The 16,187-nt window shown below is 47.3% G+C and carries 12 protein-coding genes; 10 read left to right on the top strand and 2 right to left on the bottom strand.

Going from position 1 to position 16,187, the window contains the following annotated elements:
• The first annotated feature begins 16 nt into the window (after positions 1–16).
• Entirely contained in the window at positions 17–832 is an 816-nt protein-coding gene (lpxA, locus tag I1H34_RS10520) for an acyl-ACP--UDP-N-acetylglucosamine O-acyltransferase (protein ID WP_212665571.1), read from the top strand.
• Positions 833–838: 6 nt separating this feature from the next.
• Positions 839–2,011: a lipid-A-disaccharide synthase gene (gene lpxB, locus I1H34_RS10515; protein ID WP_212665570.1), complete on the top strand. Its 1,173-nt coding sequence runs from the start codon at positions 839–841 to the stop codon at positions 2,009–2,011.
• Here lpxB and I1H34_RS10510 read toward each other — a convergent pair.
• Together I1H34_RS10510 and I1H34_RS10505 are read right to left on the bottom strand one after the other, a co-directional pair.
• Complete coding sequence (locus I1H34_RS10510; protein ID WP_212665569.1) at positions 2,003–5,590, bottom strand: diguanylate cyclase domain-containing protein; 3,588 nt, start codon at positions 5,588–5,590, stop codon at positions 2,003–2,005. The genes lpxB and I1H34_RS10510 overlap by 9 nt on opposite strands.
• 312 nt (positions 5,591–5,902) lie before the next feature.
• Complete coding sequence (locus I1H34_RS10505; RefSeq protein ID WP_249369987.1) at positions 5,903–6,313, bottom strand: GNAT family N-acetyltransferase; 411 nt, start codon at positions 6,311–6,313, stop codon at positions 5,903–5,905.
• On the opposite strand from I1H34_RS10505, the gene I1H34_RS10500 reads away from it, so the two are divergent.
• From I1H34_RS10500 to I1H34_RS10465, 8 genes are all read left to right on the top strand, one after another.
• Positions 6,299–7,397, top strand: a protein-coding gene (locus tag I1H34_RS10500; protein WP_212665567.1) for an IS630 family transposase whose coding sequence is annotated in 2 segments (ribosomal slippage) — positions 6,299–6,802 and positions 6,804–7,397 — 1,098 coding nt in all. Because the reading frame shifts where the segments join, the coding sequence is not laid out codon by codon here. The genes I1H34_RS10505 and I1H34_RS10500 overlap by 15 nt on opposite strands.
• 562 nt (positions 7,398–7,959) lie before the next feature.
• Positions 7,960–8,226: a hypothetical protein gene (locus I1H34_RS10495; protein ID WP_235108222.1), complete on the top strand. Its 267-nt coding sequence runs from the start codon at positions 7,960–7,962 to the stop codon at positions 8,224–8,226.
• A 9-nt stretch (positions 8,227–8,235) separates the two neighbouring features.
• Complete coding sequence (locus I1H34_RS10490; RefSeq protein ID WP_212665566.1) at positions 8,236–9,588, top strand: MFS transporter; 1,353 nt, start codon at positions 8,236–8,238, stop codon at positions 9,586–9,588.
• Positions 9,585–10,868, top strand: coding sequence for a glycosyltransferase (locus I1H34_RS10485; RefSeq protein WP_212665565.1), 1,284 nt, complete (start codon positions 9,585–9,587; stop codon positions 10,866–10,868). Before I1H34_RS10490 ends, I1H34_RS10485 begins: the two co-directional genes overlap by 4 nt.
• Positions 10,869–10,924: 56 nt before the next feature.
• The gene (locus I1H34_RS10480) at positions 10,925–11,479 is read left to right on the top strand and encodes a sugar O-acetyltransferase (RefSeq protein WP_212665564.1); all 555 of its coding nucleotides are present in this window, start codon (positions 10,925–10,927) and stop codon (positions 11,477–11,479) included.
• Positions 11,480–11,645: 166 nt separating this feature from the next.
• Entirely contained in the window at positions 11,646–12,014 is a 369-nt protein-coding gene (locus I1H34_RS10475) for a VOC family protein (RefSeq protein ID WP_212665563.1), read from the top strand.
• A gap of 508 nt (positions 12,015–12,522) precedes the next feature.
• On the top strand, positions 12,523–13,896 hold the full coding sequence (locus I1H34_RS10470) for a sensor histidine kinase (protein WP_212665562.1): 1,374 nt from the start codon (positions 12,523–12,525) through the stop codon (positions 13,894–13,896).
• Positions 13,897–13,905: 9 nt separating this feature from the next.
• The gene (locus tag I1H34_RS10465; protein WP_212665561.1) at positions 13,906–16,044 is read left to right on the top strand and encodes a putative bifunctional diguanylate cyclase/phosphodiesterase; all 2,139 of its coding nucleotides are present in this window, start codon (positions 13,906–13,908) and stop codon (positions 16,042–16,044) included.
• The last annotated feature ends 143 nt before the right edge of the window (positions 16,045–16,187 follow it).

Genomic DNA, 16,187 nt, shown 5'->3' with positions numbered 1-16,187 from the left:
AAAACGCTGACCCTTCATGGCCGACTTGATTCACCCCACAGCTGTGATTCATCCCCATGCAGCTTTGCATAAAACTGTTCAAATTGGTGCTTATGCAGTCATTGGTGAACAGGTAAAACTCGGCCCCCGAACAAAGGTGGGGCACCATGCTGTAATTGAAGGCTGGACTGAAATTGGGGCCGATAATCATATTTTTCCGGGAGTGGTGATGGGCATGGAACCTCAAGATCGCAATTTCCGAGGGGAACAAAGCGGTGTCAAGATTTGCGATCGCAACCAGATACGGGAATATGTCACCATCCATCGAGCCAGTGGAGACCAGCAGTTCACCACCATTGGCAGCGATAATTTATTAATGGCAAATGTCCATATCGGCCATAACTGCCACATTGCTGATCGGGTGGTAATTGCCAATTCTGTCGCCCTGAGTGGCCATGTCCAGGTGGAATCCCAAGCCAACATTAGTGGCGTTCTAGGGATTCATCAGTTTGTTCATATCGGGCAGCTGGCGATGATTGGCGGCATGAGTCGGATTATCCGTGATGTCCCCCCCTTGATGCTAGTAGAGGGAAATCCGGCCCATGTCCGGGCCTTAAACCAAGTGGGGTTACAGCGTCATGGGGTCTATGACTTATTGCAAGGGGAGATGCGGCCCATCCTCAAGCAAGCCTTTCGGTATCTGTATCGGTCTAATCTTCACCTAGACAAAGCCTTGGCTCAAGTCGAGGACTTATCTGAGCATCCTTTGGTTCAACATTTATGCCAGTTTATGCGGGCAGCCCAGAACAGACGTGGCTTGACCCCTGGTCGCCAACACTGGGCCTCTACCTAATTAACGATGGGACGGTCCTACCGAATTTTTATTAGTACCGGAGAAGTCTCTGGCGATCTGCAAGGCAGTTTACTGATTCCTGCTCTAGTAATGGCAGCTCAGTCCCGAGGATATTCCCTAGAAATCTTGGCTCTGGGGGGTCCGAGGATGGCTGCAGCAGGCGCTCAACTCCTAGGGGACACCAGCAAGATCGGAGCCATTGGTCCGGTCAATGCTATCCCCTTTGTCTGGCCCACCCTAAAGCTGCAAAAGCAGGTAATGGCTCAGTTCCAACAGGTCCCCCCCGATCTGACGGTTTTAATTGATTACGTTGGCCCCAACCTGACTTTAGGCAAACGCCTCAAACAAAAATTCCAAATACCAGTGGTCTACTATATTGCACCCCCCGAATGGGTCTGGTCCCAAGGGTTAGGGGTAACTCGGAAAGTGGTGGCTCTCAGTGACAAAATGCTGGCTATTTTCCCCCAGGAAGCCACGTATTACCAAGGGATGGGGGCAGATATAAGTTGGGTGGGTCATCCCCTGGTGGATCATGTGCAACAATTTCCCCCACGAGCACAGGCGCGTCAGCAGTTGGGACTTCATCCCAGCCAGCCCATGATGGCGCTGATGCCCGCCTCTCGCCAACAAGAACTGGATCATCTGCTGCCCGTGATTCTCAACGCTGCCCAACAGATCTGCCATCAAGTGCCAGACATTCAGTTTTGGATGCCTTTAGCCCTATCGGCCTATCGTGCCGATGTCACGCAGGCCATTCAACAGACAGGGCTACCCATTTCTATTTCTTCTGATTCTCAAACGGTCATCGCCGCTGCAGATGTGGTGATTACTAAATCGGGGACTGCTAATCTGGAAGCCGCCCTGCTCAATGTCCCTCAAGTGGTGTTCTACAGGGTCGGAGCCATTAGTGGCTGGCTCTATCGGCATCTTCTCAACTTTGAGGTTGAGTTTATTTCGCCGGTTAATCTTGTGGCGGGTCGAGAGATTGTGCCGGAACTATTGCAACAAGAAGTGACGCCGGGAAAAATTACACAACTCGCTTGCGAACTGCTAGAGGGTGAGGCGAGGCACAAGATGATGGCTGGGTATCAGGAGTTGCGATCGCAACTTGGTCCTCCAGGCGTTCTCCAGCGGGCAGCGGTGGCCATCCTCGATGTTTTAGAACAAAGCTCAGTTTGACTCTAGATCGGCAGGTAGCTCACCAATAATGGTTTGACGGCTGTTGAAGGTGGCCGTCGTTAGACTGGGTTTAATGGCTAAGAGTGCAGAGGATAACGAACCTTGCTCAATCGGGCGCCAGTTAAGGGTCGCCAAGACCACCCTCACCTTGGCCATCACATCAATCAAATTTGAGAAAATGCTGCCCTCATCAAACGCCGCAATCAGCTCAGAAGCACCCTGATGGGTCGCCCATTTCCGTTCAGAAGCGGGGACAAATGTCCGCGTACCACTCGTCAAGATAATTTTGAGATCGGGATGCAAATTATGACACCACCGACAGAAGCTGTAGGGATTGGGCTTCAGGATTGTCATATCCAGCAGCAACAAATCTGGAAACCCTTGCCCTGACTTAATGGATTGGGTCAGATATTGAGCCAAATCTATATTTTCATTCAGCCAAGTCAGGGAAATGCCCTGAGAACTCATTGCTTCTTTCCAAACTTGCCCCTGTAGATGGGAAGACTGCATCATTAGGACATTTTTCGGTGCCGTTTCGATGGCACTTAAGGCAGATTCCCGGGGACGGTGATGAAATTCCAGTTGAGAATGACCAATGGTAATCAGGTCCCCATCCTTAAGAGCAACGGGCATGGTCACCCGTTCACCATTGACGACAGACCCATTGCCACTCCCCAAATCAATCAGGAAAAATTCGCCTACATCTGTCGCTCGCAATTGAGCATGATTGCGAGATGCCCATCGGTCTGGAAGGACAATCGAGTTATCCGGACTACGGCCAATCGTCCAGGATCGCTTACCCACAAGAGGAACTTGCGACTGACCAATCGGACTGTAGATGATCAATAGGGACATGGATGATGAGGGGTTCATGCTGTCAAGGGGTTGAGAGTATGACGGTTCAAGCCAGGGATCGGCGGCATGGGCAGGGATAGGATCACTAAAATTATGGCCTTGTCCATAATCGCATTTCAACGCACTCATCAACAGACGCTGTTTTGGAGTTTGAATTCCATCAGCCAGCATCTTTATTTCAGCATTGGCTGCCAGGATAAACATCGAATGGATCGATTCTAAATATCCTTGCTGATCTAGGTTACCCAGGAGAGTCGATGATAGTTTAATCCAATCGATGGGTAAACGTTCATCTGAAGACAACCAGTCGAAATCTTGATTATCCTGAACCCGAGCGAGTTGTACCCCTCGCGAGTGGATGTCTTGGAGATGGGCCAAGACTTTCTGGGAGGGTTGTGGCCAAAGAGATGGGGGTAACTCGATAACCAAATGCTGGGGATTGATGTCATTTCTTTCTAACAACCGTTCAAATTTAGATAGGAAGTTAGAGGATGTCAGTTGCGACTCAGACACTGACACCCAAATAGATAAGGGTTGTTCCGTTGGCGTTCGCTGCCACTGAGGGAGCTGAGAGCAGGCCTTGCGCAAAATCCACCAGCCCATGGCTCGCTGCAGTCCAGTATCCATCACCGCAGACAGAAACTCGGATGGAGGTAACACCCCTTTGCTGGGATGCTGCCAGTACATCTGGAGAGTGAACCCCCAGACTTCATTATTTTCCAAGGAGTGGACGGGCTGACAGTACAAGCGGAACTCCTCTTCATCAAGGGCCTGTCGGAGTTCCGTATCAATTTGTACCTGGGCTAGAGGCTGGAGGGGCATCTCTGGAGTAAAGACGGCATAACAGCCTTTCCCACTGGCTTTAGCCCGATAGAGGGCAATATCCGCATGGCGCAGCAAATCGTCTGGTTTATGCTCAGGATTGCCACTCATGGCAATGCCGATGCTCATAGTAATAAAGACTTCAGTATTATCGAGGGTAAAGGGCTCACTCAGGGATTGCAAGATGCGATCGCTAATATGCATCGCATCTTCAGTCTGATCAATATTGGGGAGCAGCAAGGTAAACTCATCCCCCCCGATACGAGCCACCGTATCTTCGGGCCGGAGACAGGTTTGCAACCGGTGAGCAACAGCCACCAACAGTTGGTCTCCGACCATATGGCCGAGAGTATCGTTGATAATTTTGAACCGATCGAGATCTAAGAACAAAACGGCAAAAATTTCATTTTGATGCCGTTGAAAAGAACGGCAAGCCTGTTCCAATCGATCAATAAACAACACTCGATTGGGTAACTGGGTCAACCCATCATGGAGCGCATCATGGAGGAGGGCCTGTTCTGTTTGTTTCCGTTCTGAGGCATCCACCAAAGTGCCTGCCGTGCCCGTACAGGTTCCGTCCTCAGATCGAATGACGTGGTTATGAACGACAATCCAGGAGCACCCACCCTGCTGACTAAAAAAGCGCAGCTCATGGTCATAACTTTCGGAGGTCTGTTCAACAAGATTATGAAATGCCTTCTGGAAGCCAGGACGATCGTCGGGATGCACAAAGTCCCACATGGGTTTCCCTAGACTTTCTTCTAGGGGAAGCCCAGTTAACTTAGACCAAGCAGGATTGAGATAGGTCCAATGTCCTGCTAGATCCGTCTGAAAGATGACGATGGAGATATCAGCCAGCAGCGTTTGATAACGATCAATTTGCTGCTGGGCATTAACTTCTATCTGCTTGAGGGCGGCAATATTAGTCAGGGTTCCTACAATCCGGATCGGCGCGCCTTGGGCATCCCGCTGGATAACGCCCCGATCACACATTGGCTGCCCGTCCGATTGCCAACGATACTCAAGCTCAAATTGATCCTCCCCCTGAAAGTCCTGATCAACCAGAGTTTCCAACAGCTGTCGATCATCAGGATGAATTTGATCTAGCCATTCTTGCAAAGAGAATTCAAGGGGAATATTAGAGGTTGCCGACTGTTCCTCATTGATTTTCGTAAACTGCAGGATAGAAGCGGAGGCAATATCCCAGTCGTAGAAACAGCCCCTAAAGCTGCTAGCGACTAATGTAAATCGTTCTTGGACGGTATTGAAGTAGTCGTTAACCCGCTCAGCCTGGATTAACCAAGCCAAATAGCTAACTACATTCTTACCCCACAAACAGAACATATCGGCATCGGGCAGTCGCTCAGGACTCCCTAATGTCAACATCCCCAAAACAGTATGATTAGTTGCCAAAGGCATTTGCACAACTGTTTTGAGTAATGCCGAAGGGGGTAAGTATGACGCCAAACTGGTCTGCTTGGTCACCCCTTGATCATCAACCAGAACAGCGGGAGTTGAGGCCCCTAATACCTGGCTAACCTGTTGATTAAGACGTTGTGCACCATCATCCTCATCATTGAGCAGACTAATGGTCCCAGCCTGAAAGTGAAGGGTCTGTTGGCTAGGATCATAAAAGTCAAGCACAACGATGGCAAATCCCAGGGTCTCACTGAGAATTTCCACTGATTTTTGCAGCCGCTCTGATAAGGACAGATGTTGTGAATCCAAATCAGCCAGTTTCTGGTAGGCCAGCAGGAAGTGGTTGCCTGTAGCCAGAGACTGAGCGACTTCTGGTAAGGCTAACGTTGGTGATTCTAAATTATGAAGCAGGGTTTTGAGCCCCAACGACAGTTGTCTTGGGACGATGGTTAATTGATTCCAGAACTGCTGAATTACTGACAACCTCGTTTACTCTGCGACCGCCTAATGTAATTACCTCTACAACCTCTCTAGTGAAAGAGGTTCAAAGCTGCCCTTGAAATGCTAAACATTTCAGCATTCTGCCAACATCAGAATGAACAACTCCCTTTATTCAGAACAGTTGAAGGCGTGTGATATTCATCATTACTAAACGATAAGACCGAAAGATGCCAAACCCTCACCAGCCCTAGTGTACCCCCAGAGACAGCTGACTCTTAACTTGGAAATTCTGATCTGATGACTTTCTTGGCTAGCTTGTCGCTTTTATCAACGGAATACTAAGAAAATAGCCCATCAATCCTTTAGCAAGTCAAGTTTTAACAACGGTAAGAAACGATCAGGAATGCTCTCGGATTCCGTTTGGCCAATTCGGTAAGCCCCTACAGTGAGGTAAAAGGCTTCCGCATTAGGATCGCTCTGAATCAGAATCGATTGAGTCCCCCAAAAAACAGCATGGCGTTTTGCATGGTTGATTAGATGCCTACCATAGCCTTGCCCGATAGAAGTGGGAGATACAAACAGGGCAATGAGTTCCATTTCTTGGGCAGAAAGCTGTTCTAGCCCATAAAAACCGATTAGATTATGTTCTCTTTCACCTAGGAAGAAATGATATTGGGGTTGATTAATCTGTGCTGCAGTGTAGGTTACTCCCTTCCCGCTGTAAAATCGAGAAGAAAGTAAATAGACGCAGTGAACCGAACACAAGCCTTTCGAGATAAGCCTTTTGATGTAGATGAGTGGCAGAAATTCTACAATCGCAATCAACAACAATACATTCGCCAGCGATTAACCGCTATTAAACTCCTGCATGAAGGACAGAGTCGTGCCCAAGCGAGTAAGCAAGTAGGGTGTCGCTATGACACTTTAACGTGTTGGATAGACAAATTTCTCGACGGCGGACTGAGAGGTTTAGTCCAACCCATTCGGCATCGAAAACCAAGTCGGTTGCCTCCAGAACAACAACAGCAACTCAAAGAAATGGTGCTAACACAACACCCGACAGACTATGGCATTGATCGCAATATGTGGACGGGGGCTATTTTGTCAGTTGTAATTGAGCAACGCTTCGAGGTGCAGTTGAAAGACTCTCGTATTTATGAATTGCTCTCGGAGTTGGGGTTGTCTTACCAGCGAGCCCACCGCGACTATGCAAATGCTGATCCGCAAGCCCAGCAAGAATGGGTAGCAGCAGTAAAAAAAACTGCAATCGCTACAACCAGGTGAGCGCATCGTATTTTTTGATGAGTTTGCTGTCTCTGAGCGTCCCAATTTATTCTATGGCTGGGCAGAACGCAATACTCGTCCAGAGGTTCCGAGCAATGAGCGGGCTCGCAAGAAACTCAACGGTTTCCTTTGTGTTGATGCCCATAGTGGCGAGGAGTATTTTGGAATAAGCCCATATTCCAAAACAGAAGATGTATCAGAGTACTTTGCAGACCTATGCTCCGAATGCGTTGAATCAGGCTACACTCAACTGTGCATTATTCTCGATAACAATCCGACTCATAAGCTCAAAATGCAGTCCCAGCTGGCTGTTCATCTAGAGCAAATGGGACTGGCCCAATCGATTCAAGTTGAGTTTTTGTATCTGCCGTCCTACTCTCCCAAGCTAAACTTGGTCGAATATGTGATTCACTTACTGAGATTGCGATTGCTGCATCATCTCCCCATTGGAACGACACTTCCGCAAATCAGACAACAGCTCTTTCAGTTCATTACCTCAAACCAGTTTCTATCGGCAGCACAAGTCCAAAAAACGCTTAATCATATCTTTTCACTCGCGCCCTAATCTTATGCCGGGAAGGGAGTAATTCAGACCGACACGCCTTCATAAAATCAGGAGAATATCCCCAATATGCCTTTGCCTGAAAGGCTAATGGGTTCAGTGCGGGTAAATCCTCACATCTTGCTTTTCTGATTTCTAATGAAAAAACAGGCATAACACTGGACACTTAAGAAATCTCAACACTAGGGTTTGACTTTAATTTCACGCAATAGCATCGTGTAATTAGGTGGCATTTCAGATTTAATCCTTAATCTCTACTTAACTCACCTTTTACCTATCGACAATTCAGTTCTAATGTCAGTAGTTGAAGGCAATCATGATTCCCCAGTAAGGAAACAAAATCTGATTTTTCATGTCATTAAATTGCTACCAGCTAGCGTAAAGAATGTACCGCAGACTTATTTAACTCGCTGGCTGAATCGAACGGTTCATACCGCTCTAGGTTAAGTCTAATCATTTTAGTAGCAATACTTATCCAAAAAATTACCCCAAACAGTCGTTATCCAAGATCTGAATAAGCAGAAGTTTTCTTCATGCTTTCTCTCCATGGCTTATGGAAAATCCTATGGATTTTAAATCAAGAAAACCCAAACTCAACGTTCTGATTTTTAGGATGGGGACTTTTTTATATCAGCAGTTTGAAAAGTTGATTCCACTTTATTTGCGAGTCAAATGGAGACCTTTTTTAGGGTTGGCGCTGAACCCATCCTTGACACTGTTGATTGGCGATGATTTTCTTCTGCCCCGCCTCATCAAAAAGTTTATCTTCAGTGTTTCACTGAAGCCGTTGTCCCCAGCGAACAAACCTGCTGATTTTGTCGCGAAGGTGTAAAGGAGCTAGATGCAAACATTTCTGCTGATTTGGATAGGACAAGTTGTTTCTCTGTTAGGGACAAAACTGACGGAGTTTGCCCTTGGAATATGGGTTTACCAGCAAAATCAGTCGATTAGCCAGCTGGCACTGGTGATTTTGTTCACCTACTTGCCGAATACACTGATCTCACCCATTGCTGGGTCCCTCGTAGACCGTTGGGACCGTCGTTGGGCGATGATTCTCAGTGATGCGGCGGCGGGCATTGGTACGCTAATTATTGGTGCCTTGGTCCTGACCAATCAGCTGGAGATTTGGCATATTTATCTGGCGGTGGGCGTTAACTCGATTTTTAATGCGTTTCAAGTCCCAGCCTATACGGCTGCAATTTCGCAGTTGACCCCCGCCAGCCAATATAGCCGCATGAATGGCATGGTTCAGATTTCTCGTGGTATCGCTCGAGTGATCTCACCTGCGATCGCAGGTTTCCTGATCGGTATTCTGGGCATTGGCGGCATCTTAATTATCGACTTCAGCACCTTTCTGATTGCGATGTCGACCCTGTTAGTTGCCCGCTTCCCCAAGATCAAACGCACCCGGCCCACCAAACCGCCCCAAATCCGGCGACTACTGCAAGAGATGCAGTTTGCCTGGCGGTACATCACCAAACGCCCCGGTTTATCTCGGCTGCTGCTCTTCATGTCCACTAACTTCTTTTCCGTGGGCATTTTAGAAGTTGTGTTTTGGCCCCTAATTTTAGATTTTGGGTCCCAGGAAGAGTTAGGGTATGTGCTCTCCATTGGGGGCAGTGGCTTGCTGCTGGGCAGTATTGTAATGACGGCTTGGGGTGGCCCTAAACGCCGGGTCTTTGGTCTGCTCTACTTCATCCCCCTGCAGGCTGGAATTATGCTGATGGCGGCACTCCAAACCTCCATCCCTCTGGCGGCAATGGGGCTATTTGTCTATTTATTTGCACAACCTATCATTGTGAGTTGCAACCAGGCCATTTGGCAGAGCAAAGTCCCCCAACATTACCAAGGACGGGTGTTTGCACTCCAACAAATGATTGAAAAGTCTTTGGCGATTTTGGCTTACATTGTCGTGGGTCCTTTAGTCGAAAAATTCTTAGAACCTCTGATGTCAGGTGGTCCATTTGCAGAAACAGTGGGTCCCTACATTGGCGGAATTGGTGCAGGGAGAGGGATTGCCCTGATGGTGCTCATGATGGGAATTGGCAACTTGGTGGCAACTGGCATGGCTTTTAGGAGCCGTCGCTTACGCCGCTTAGACATAGAGATACCAACGGTGAAACGACCAGACTCATCTATCCCTAAATCAGAAATCCGTGACGCTTATAGTTTTGAAGAGGTAACCTCTCCATGAAGATTGCAATTATTACCTCTGGTTTTCTGCCCGTTATAGATGGAGTAACGGTTGCCGATTATAACCGGATGAAAAAGTTGAGTCAGTGGGGACACCAAGTTCGGGTTTTTTGTCCTGACTACAGTGCATTGGCAAGTGTTTATCCAAACTGGCAAGACTATACGGGGGAGATCCTTCCCAACATTGAGGTCGTCAACCTACCCAGTGAAGCTTTTATGGGGTTGGACTTTGAGCGGAATATCAGTCGACGGGCCCGTCCTCACCTGATGCAATCTTTAGAAGAGTTTCAGCCAGACATCCTGCATGTGGATGAGCCGGAACGATTATCTGTAGGGCTTTTGCAAACACCAGGCATCAAGTATGCCAAACAGGCTGGCATCCCTTGTGTGTGCTTTTATCGCACGAATTTTATTGAATATGCGGAGGACTATTTTGATTGGCCTCCCGCTGCCATTTCTGGCCTACAGAATGTATTTAAGCTGCTGTTGCGACGGGTGTATAACGCCTACGATCAGACCTGTACAACCAGTCCGATTACACAACAGAAAATCATCAAGATGGGCATTAAGAACAGCCGCTATGCAGGGTTAGTGGGCTTTGATACCGATCACTTTAGTCCCAACCTACGTCAGTCCAACTACTTTGCCCAGAATTACGATCTACCGGAGGTGGATCAGCAAGTAAAACTCGTGTTTGTCGGCAGGCTTACCCCTGATAAGGGCTGGGGCTTTACGTTCAAAGCGATGCGAGAACTGTTGTCTCGCATCGATCGAGATAAAGTGGCGCTGATCGTGGCTGGCGATGGCTCTATGCGGGAAGAAATTGCGGATGAGCTAGGAGCTTTAACGCCCCATGTGCATTTGTTGGGTCGGGTCGATCCAACTCAAATCCCTATTTTGCTTGCTAATAGCGATATTCACATCACCACATCAGAGAAAGAAGCACGGGGTCTAACCATCTTGGAAGCCTTTGCTTCAGGGATTCCAGTAGTTGCTCCCAGAGCCGGTGGGGTCGTTGAAAATATTGAGCATGGTTGCAACGGCTATCTATATGAACCCCAATCGGTCCATGACTTTGCTAGCAAGCTTCAAGCCCTAATCGAAAGCCCAACGCTGCGGCGAGGGATGGGCGACTATGCCCCATCCAGTGTTGAGAATTACAGCTGGGATAGAGCATTTCAAACCTTGGTGCAGCTATGGGAAGAGGCGATCAGCAATAATCACTCCTCATCCGCCTCACCTGCTAAACGAACTTTAGTCGGAACCACCTCTGACCGGTAATTCTGGATCTTAGCTGTATAAATTACGAATTGTTAGCCCTCAGCCAATCGTTGTAAATGCTAAGTGAAAAACAGAAAATGCTTGCAGGAGCGGATTACATTGCTTCTGATTTTGAGTTGGCAACGGAAAGAACGCTGGCTCATGCCAAATGTCATGGGTTCAATTCAACACCAGGGTGTAGCCCTGAAAAATTGCTGGGTTTGGCTCAAATGTTTGGCTCATGCGGAACGGATTGCTATATTGAGCCGCCTTTTTTCTTGGATTATGGCTATAACCTTGTCCTCGGGCAGAATGTCTATCTGAACTTCAACTGCGTCATTCTAGATTGTGGGGTGGTAACCATCGGGGATTTCGTGAAATTTGGCCCCAATGTTCAGGTCTATACGGCGGGGCATTCTTTGAATAATGCTAAGCGATTGCAAGGGTATGAGTTCGCTAAGCCCATCACCATCGGTGCCAATGCCTGGATTGGAGGGGGTTCAATTATTTTGCCGGGGGTTGATATTGGAGAAAATACGGTGATTGGTGCGGGTAGTCTGGTCTCCAAAAGTATGCCTGCAAACGTGGTGGCTGTAGGGAATCCTTGTAGCGTTATTCGAGACAATAGTTGAGCAGTGGGTATGACCTTTGGCAACCCATGAACTTTGAGTTTCTGAACATGTATCACTCAGAACGTTCAAGCATCTAATGAGATGCAGAATCTTCGGTATAGCATTGCCACGATTGATTGAAAAAATGTCACCATGATCAGTGATTGGCGTTTAGGAAACAAATATTATGGCCGCTGAATTTAAACATGTCATGCTCATGGTCAAAGACATCCCAGCAACCGTGAAGTTTTACTCAGAAGGGCTGGGATTGAAAGTGAAAATGCAAACCCCCGGCTGGGCTGAGCTAGATGCCGACGGAACCACCATTGCGCTACATGCCGCTGGTGAATCAGCGGGTGGTGATTCACCTATTTTGAGTTTTCATGTGGAAGATGTACATGGTGCGATCGCAACTCTGGAATCGTTAGGTGCACAACTTGAAGGTCGGGTTAGAGAGCCAGCATTTGGCAAAGTTGCTGCCATGCGAACCCCAGATGGCAACCTTTTGAGCTTATTACAACCCGCAGAAGTCCCTGCAACCAGTCATTCTCACTAAGTACCCTTCATTCAACACAACCGGGTTTTTCTGATCAAAGAGGAACCCGGTTTTTAATGGAATAGAGGAAAAAACACCATCATTTTCTTTCATCGTTGTTTCCTCCATACCTTGATAAAAGGGCCAAGTGCAGCAAGATCCGTAATATTACTTAGGTTGCTGATCTCATCACCGATGAGAGACCGAAGCACTCTGCTGACAAAAGTTTCACGAAAATGATTTCAGTAGATGTACAGTGGTCGTCCTACTGATGAACTGGCAACATACTTAGTGTATTAGGTATTTATACGGGTGCCTTATAGACTTCGACCTGTAATCCTATGGGATATATCTCTAGAATTCCAGAATATTTGGGGTTAAAGGTAGCAAAGTATACTATAAGCATCATATTGCAGAGTTTTTAGCGATATCTTTCGTCAGGAGAATAGAAATGTCGGGGGGGAGCCAAGACCATTTCATTCATTTTGCCCTTATACCGCATGGGCATTGTTACCTGTGGGACCCTGGTTTGGTCGGGCTGCACGTTGCTTCGGATGCCTTAATTGCGATTGCCTATTTTTCAATTCCGCTGGCGTTGATCCACTTTGTTCGCCAGCGCAAAGATTTACCTTATCCCTGGCTTTTTCAGCTCTTTGGGGCCTTTATTGTGACCTGTGGCCTCACCCATATCATGGAGATCTGGACACTCTGGCATCCTATCTATTGGGTATCCGGCGTACTTAAGGCCTCCACAGCCATCATTTCACTAGCCACAGCAGGTGCCCTAATTCCTGTTATTCCCCAAGCCCTTCTTTTACCCAGCCGAGAAGAACTTGAGCACGCCAAGGCCCAGCTAGAAGAGCGTGTCAAAGAAAGAACTCAAGCCCTGGAATTGAGCGAAGAACGACTGCAAATGGCCCTCTCGGGTTCTGGGGATGGTTTATGGGATTGGAATATCGTAACGGGTGAAGTCTTCTACAGTCCTCGATGGGAAGAAATGCTGGGTTATGAAGTGGGGGAACTTCCTGGCCATGTGAGTACTTGGGAAAGTTTGATCCATCCAGAAGATAAGCCTGGCGTTACCAAGGTACTGGACAGGCATTTACAAAACAGCGAACCCTACACCTACGACTATCGATTCCTGACAAAATCCGGAGAATGGCAATGGATGGCGACCTACGGCCAAGTCGTGAAGCGAAACGCCGACGGCACACCCGAACGGATGTCGGGCACTCACAAAGATATTAGTGCTCGCAAATATGCCGAACAACAGCTCGCAGATTCTCTAGCGGAAAAAAGCGTGATGCTGCAAGAGATTCACCATCGAGTCAAAAACAACTTACAGGTCATTTGTAGTTTGCTTAATCTCCAAACTCAAGGCAGTCCCGACCCAAAAATCACTGAGATTATGAAGGAGAGCCAAAATCGAGTGAAATCCATGGCCCTAGTCCATGAAAACCTGTATCAATCTCAGAATCTCTCCAAAATCAGTCTAGAAACCTACGTTAGAGAATTAACCAACAATCTATTGCGGTCCTATCGCTCTAAAATGAGCCAGATCAAGATTCACGTTGCCATTGCCAGTATCTACCTCGACATCGATACAGCAGTGCCTTGCGGCTTAATTATCAATGAACTGGTCTCCAATGCCCTCAAATACGCGTTTCCCGACCAGGAGAGCGGAGAAATTAAGGTCAAGGTCACTCAGAACACAGAAAAGTCTATCACCCTAACCATTACCGATAACGGGATGGGACTCCCCCATGAGATCAATGTAGAACAAACCCAAACCTTAGGACTCCGGATGGTCAAAACCCTAACTCGACAGATTTCAGGCACCTTAACCGTTAGTCGAGGAACTGGCACCTCATTTAATATCCATTTCCCTCAACCTTCTTATTAGCAAGAATTTATGTCTTCTCTTCTGTCTCAACAAAAACGACCTGCGCCCGTGGTCTCTGCCAAAATCTTGGTGGTTGAAGACGAAGGACTGATTGCCCTAGATATCGAAAGTCACTTAATCGATTTAGGCTATCAAGTCCCTGGAATTGCCGAAACCGGTGCCGATGCGATTCTCTTGGCCCTGGAAGCACAGCCCGATTTAGTGTTAATGGATATTCGCTTAAAAGGGAACATTGATGGCATTCAAGCGGCGGCCAAGATTACCGACAAGCTCGACATCCCCATTATTTTTTTAACCGCGTTTGCGGATGCAGACACCCTCAACAAGGCTAAACAGGTCTCACCCTTTGGCTATATTCTTAAACCCTTTGATCCCATGGATCTGCGGACCAGCATTGAAATTGCCCTCCACAAACATCACTTCGATCAAGAAGTTAGACAGCAAAAAACCTGGCTACACACTATTCTTGCCAGCATTGGAGATGCTGTGGTAGCAACGGATAATCAGGGGTCGGTGACCTATATGAATCGTGTGGCTGAGTCGATTACCCAATGGCAACAAGCCGAGGCTCTAGGCAAAGATGTTAGCGATGTGATTCCGCTGATTACGGGCACTGCCAAAAATATTCTAGAAAACCCGCTCAAGCAAGTCTTGCGAGAACATCAAGAGGTGGTTTTGCCCGACAACACCTACTTGATCACCAAAAACCAAGAAGAAATTCCCATTGATGATAGTGCGGTCCCTATTGTTGACGACCAAAACCAGTCCCATGGAGCAGTCATTGTTTTTCGGGATATTACCGAGCGTCTAGAAGCCAACCAACAACTCTTTCACCATGCCTACTATGATTCATTAACAAATTTGCCCAATCGCGAATTATTTATGGATCGGCTTCAGCACTTAATCAATATGAGCAAACGATATGTCAATCATGAGTTTGCAGTACTGTTTGTCGATTTAGATCGATTCAAAATGGTCAATGATAGTTTGGGACATCCCGTAGGCGATAAGTTGTTGATTGCCACTGCTCAACGGTTGCAGAAATGCCTGCGCCCAACCGATACTGTCGCTCGATTTGGTGGGGATGAATTCGCAATTTTGTTGGAGCAAATTGCAGATGTTAATAGCGTCTGTACCTTAGCAGAACGGATCAACCGTGAATTGGGTGCGCCCTACGAGCTAGGCAACTACGATCTATTTAATTCGGCCAGTATTGGCATTGTCCAAAGCAATATTCGATATGCTCTCGCCGAAGAATTGATTCGGGATGCAGATATTGCCATGTATCAGGCCAAGACCAATGGCAAAGGCTGTTATGCCGTTTTTGATGCGGTGATGCATACCCAAGTCAAAGGGCAATTAACCCTAGAAAATGACTTGCGGCGGGTGATCACGGACCAGCAATTAACGTTGCACTACCAACCCATCGTCTCGTTGCAGGATCAAGAGATTGTTGGGTTTGAAGCCCTAACCCGCTGGGAACACCCAGAGAAGGGGTTAATTCCACCCGGAATGTTTATCCCCACGGCGGAAGAAACCGGACTGATTGTGCCCTTAGATTTGTGGGCTATCCGCGAAGCCTGCCAACAGTTACGAAAGTGGCAAGATCAACTTCCCCCAGAGCGAACGTTAGACGTTAGCGTCAATCTTTCCAGTCGTCATTTTTCGCGTCCCGATTTAGTCCAAAAAATTGCCGCAATCCTGACGGAAACGAAGTGCCCAGCGACTAGCCTGAAGCTAGAAATTACAGAAAGTGCCTTAATTGAGAATCCTGAGTCTGCGGCCCAAATTTTATCGGAGTTAAAAACATTGGGCCTTCGCATTCATATCGATGACTTTGGGACGGGCTATTCCTCCCTCAGCTATTTGCATAAATATGACATTGACACCCTAAAAGTGGATCGCTCTTTTATTCAGTATATCGATCGCAATGCTGATCGGGTAGAGATTGTCCGCACGATTGTGGTGCTTGCCCATACGTTAAAGATGGATGTGATTGCAGAGGGCATCGAATCCGCGGAACAGCTCGCTGCTGTTCAAAGTTTGGGCTGTGAATATGGGCAAGGATATTACTTTGATCGACCGTTAACGAGCGAACAAGTCGATAAATTAGTGCGTGAACAAGCTTTTAAATTTTGTTCTGAATAGGCATAAGATATATCTAGGGCCAATAAATTTAGGCTTTCAAGATGGATCAGGTCATATTTATCTTAAAACGAATAAAAATGACTAACCAGGGGGAAAAGCTATCTACGGATGACGAATCAGTTAAATCCAATATCTATTGGTGA

The organism is Acaryochloris marina S15, from assembly GCF_018336915.1.
Classification (GTDB): domain Bacteria; phylum Cyanobacteriota; class Cyanobacteriia; order Thermosynechococcales; family Thermosynechococcaceae; genus Acaryochloris; species Acaryochloris marina_A.
The sequence above is the reverse complement of the archived record's forward strand: the minus strand, read 5'-3'. Positions and strand labels throughout refer to the sequence as shown.

Excerpts from the sequence above, each read along its gene's own strand:
- I1H34_RS10480 (WP_212665564.1), top strand. The coding sequence starts at position 10,925 with ATGCTAAGTGAAAAACAGAAAATGCTTGCAGGAGCGGATTACATTGCT.
- I1H34_RS10490 (WP_212665566.1), top strand. The coding sequence starts at position 8,236 with ATGCAAACATTTCTGCTGATTTGGATAGGACAAGTTGTTTCTCTGTTA.
- I1H34_RS10475 (WP_212665563.1), top strand. The coding sequence starts at position 11,646 with ATGGCCGCTGAATTTAAACATGTCATGCTCATGGTCAAAGACATCCCA.
- lpxA (WP_212665571.1), top strand. The coding sequence starts at position 17 with ATGGCCGACTTGATTCACCCCACAGCTGTGATTCATCCCCATGCAGCT.
- I1H34_RS10485 (WP_212665565.1), top strand. The coding sequence starts at position 9,585 with ATGAAGATTGCAATTATTACCTCTGGTTTTCTGCCCGTTATAGATGGA.
- I1H34_RS10495 (WP_235108222.1), top strand. The coding sequence starts at position 7,960 with ATGGATTTTAAATCAAGAAAACCCAAACTCAACGTTCTGATTTTTAGG.
- lpxB (WP_212665570.1), top strand. The coding sequence starts at position 839 with ATGGGACGGTCCTACCGAATTTTTATTAGTACCGGAGAAGTCTCTGGC.
- I1H34_RS10465 (WP_212665561.1), top strand. The coding sequence starts at position 13,906 with ATGTCTTCTCTTCTGTCTCAACAAAAACGACCTGCGCCCGTGGTCTCT.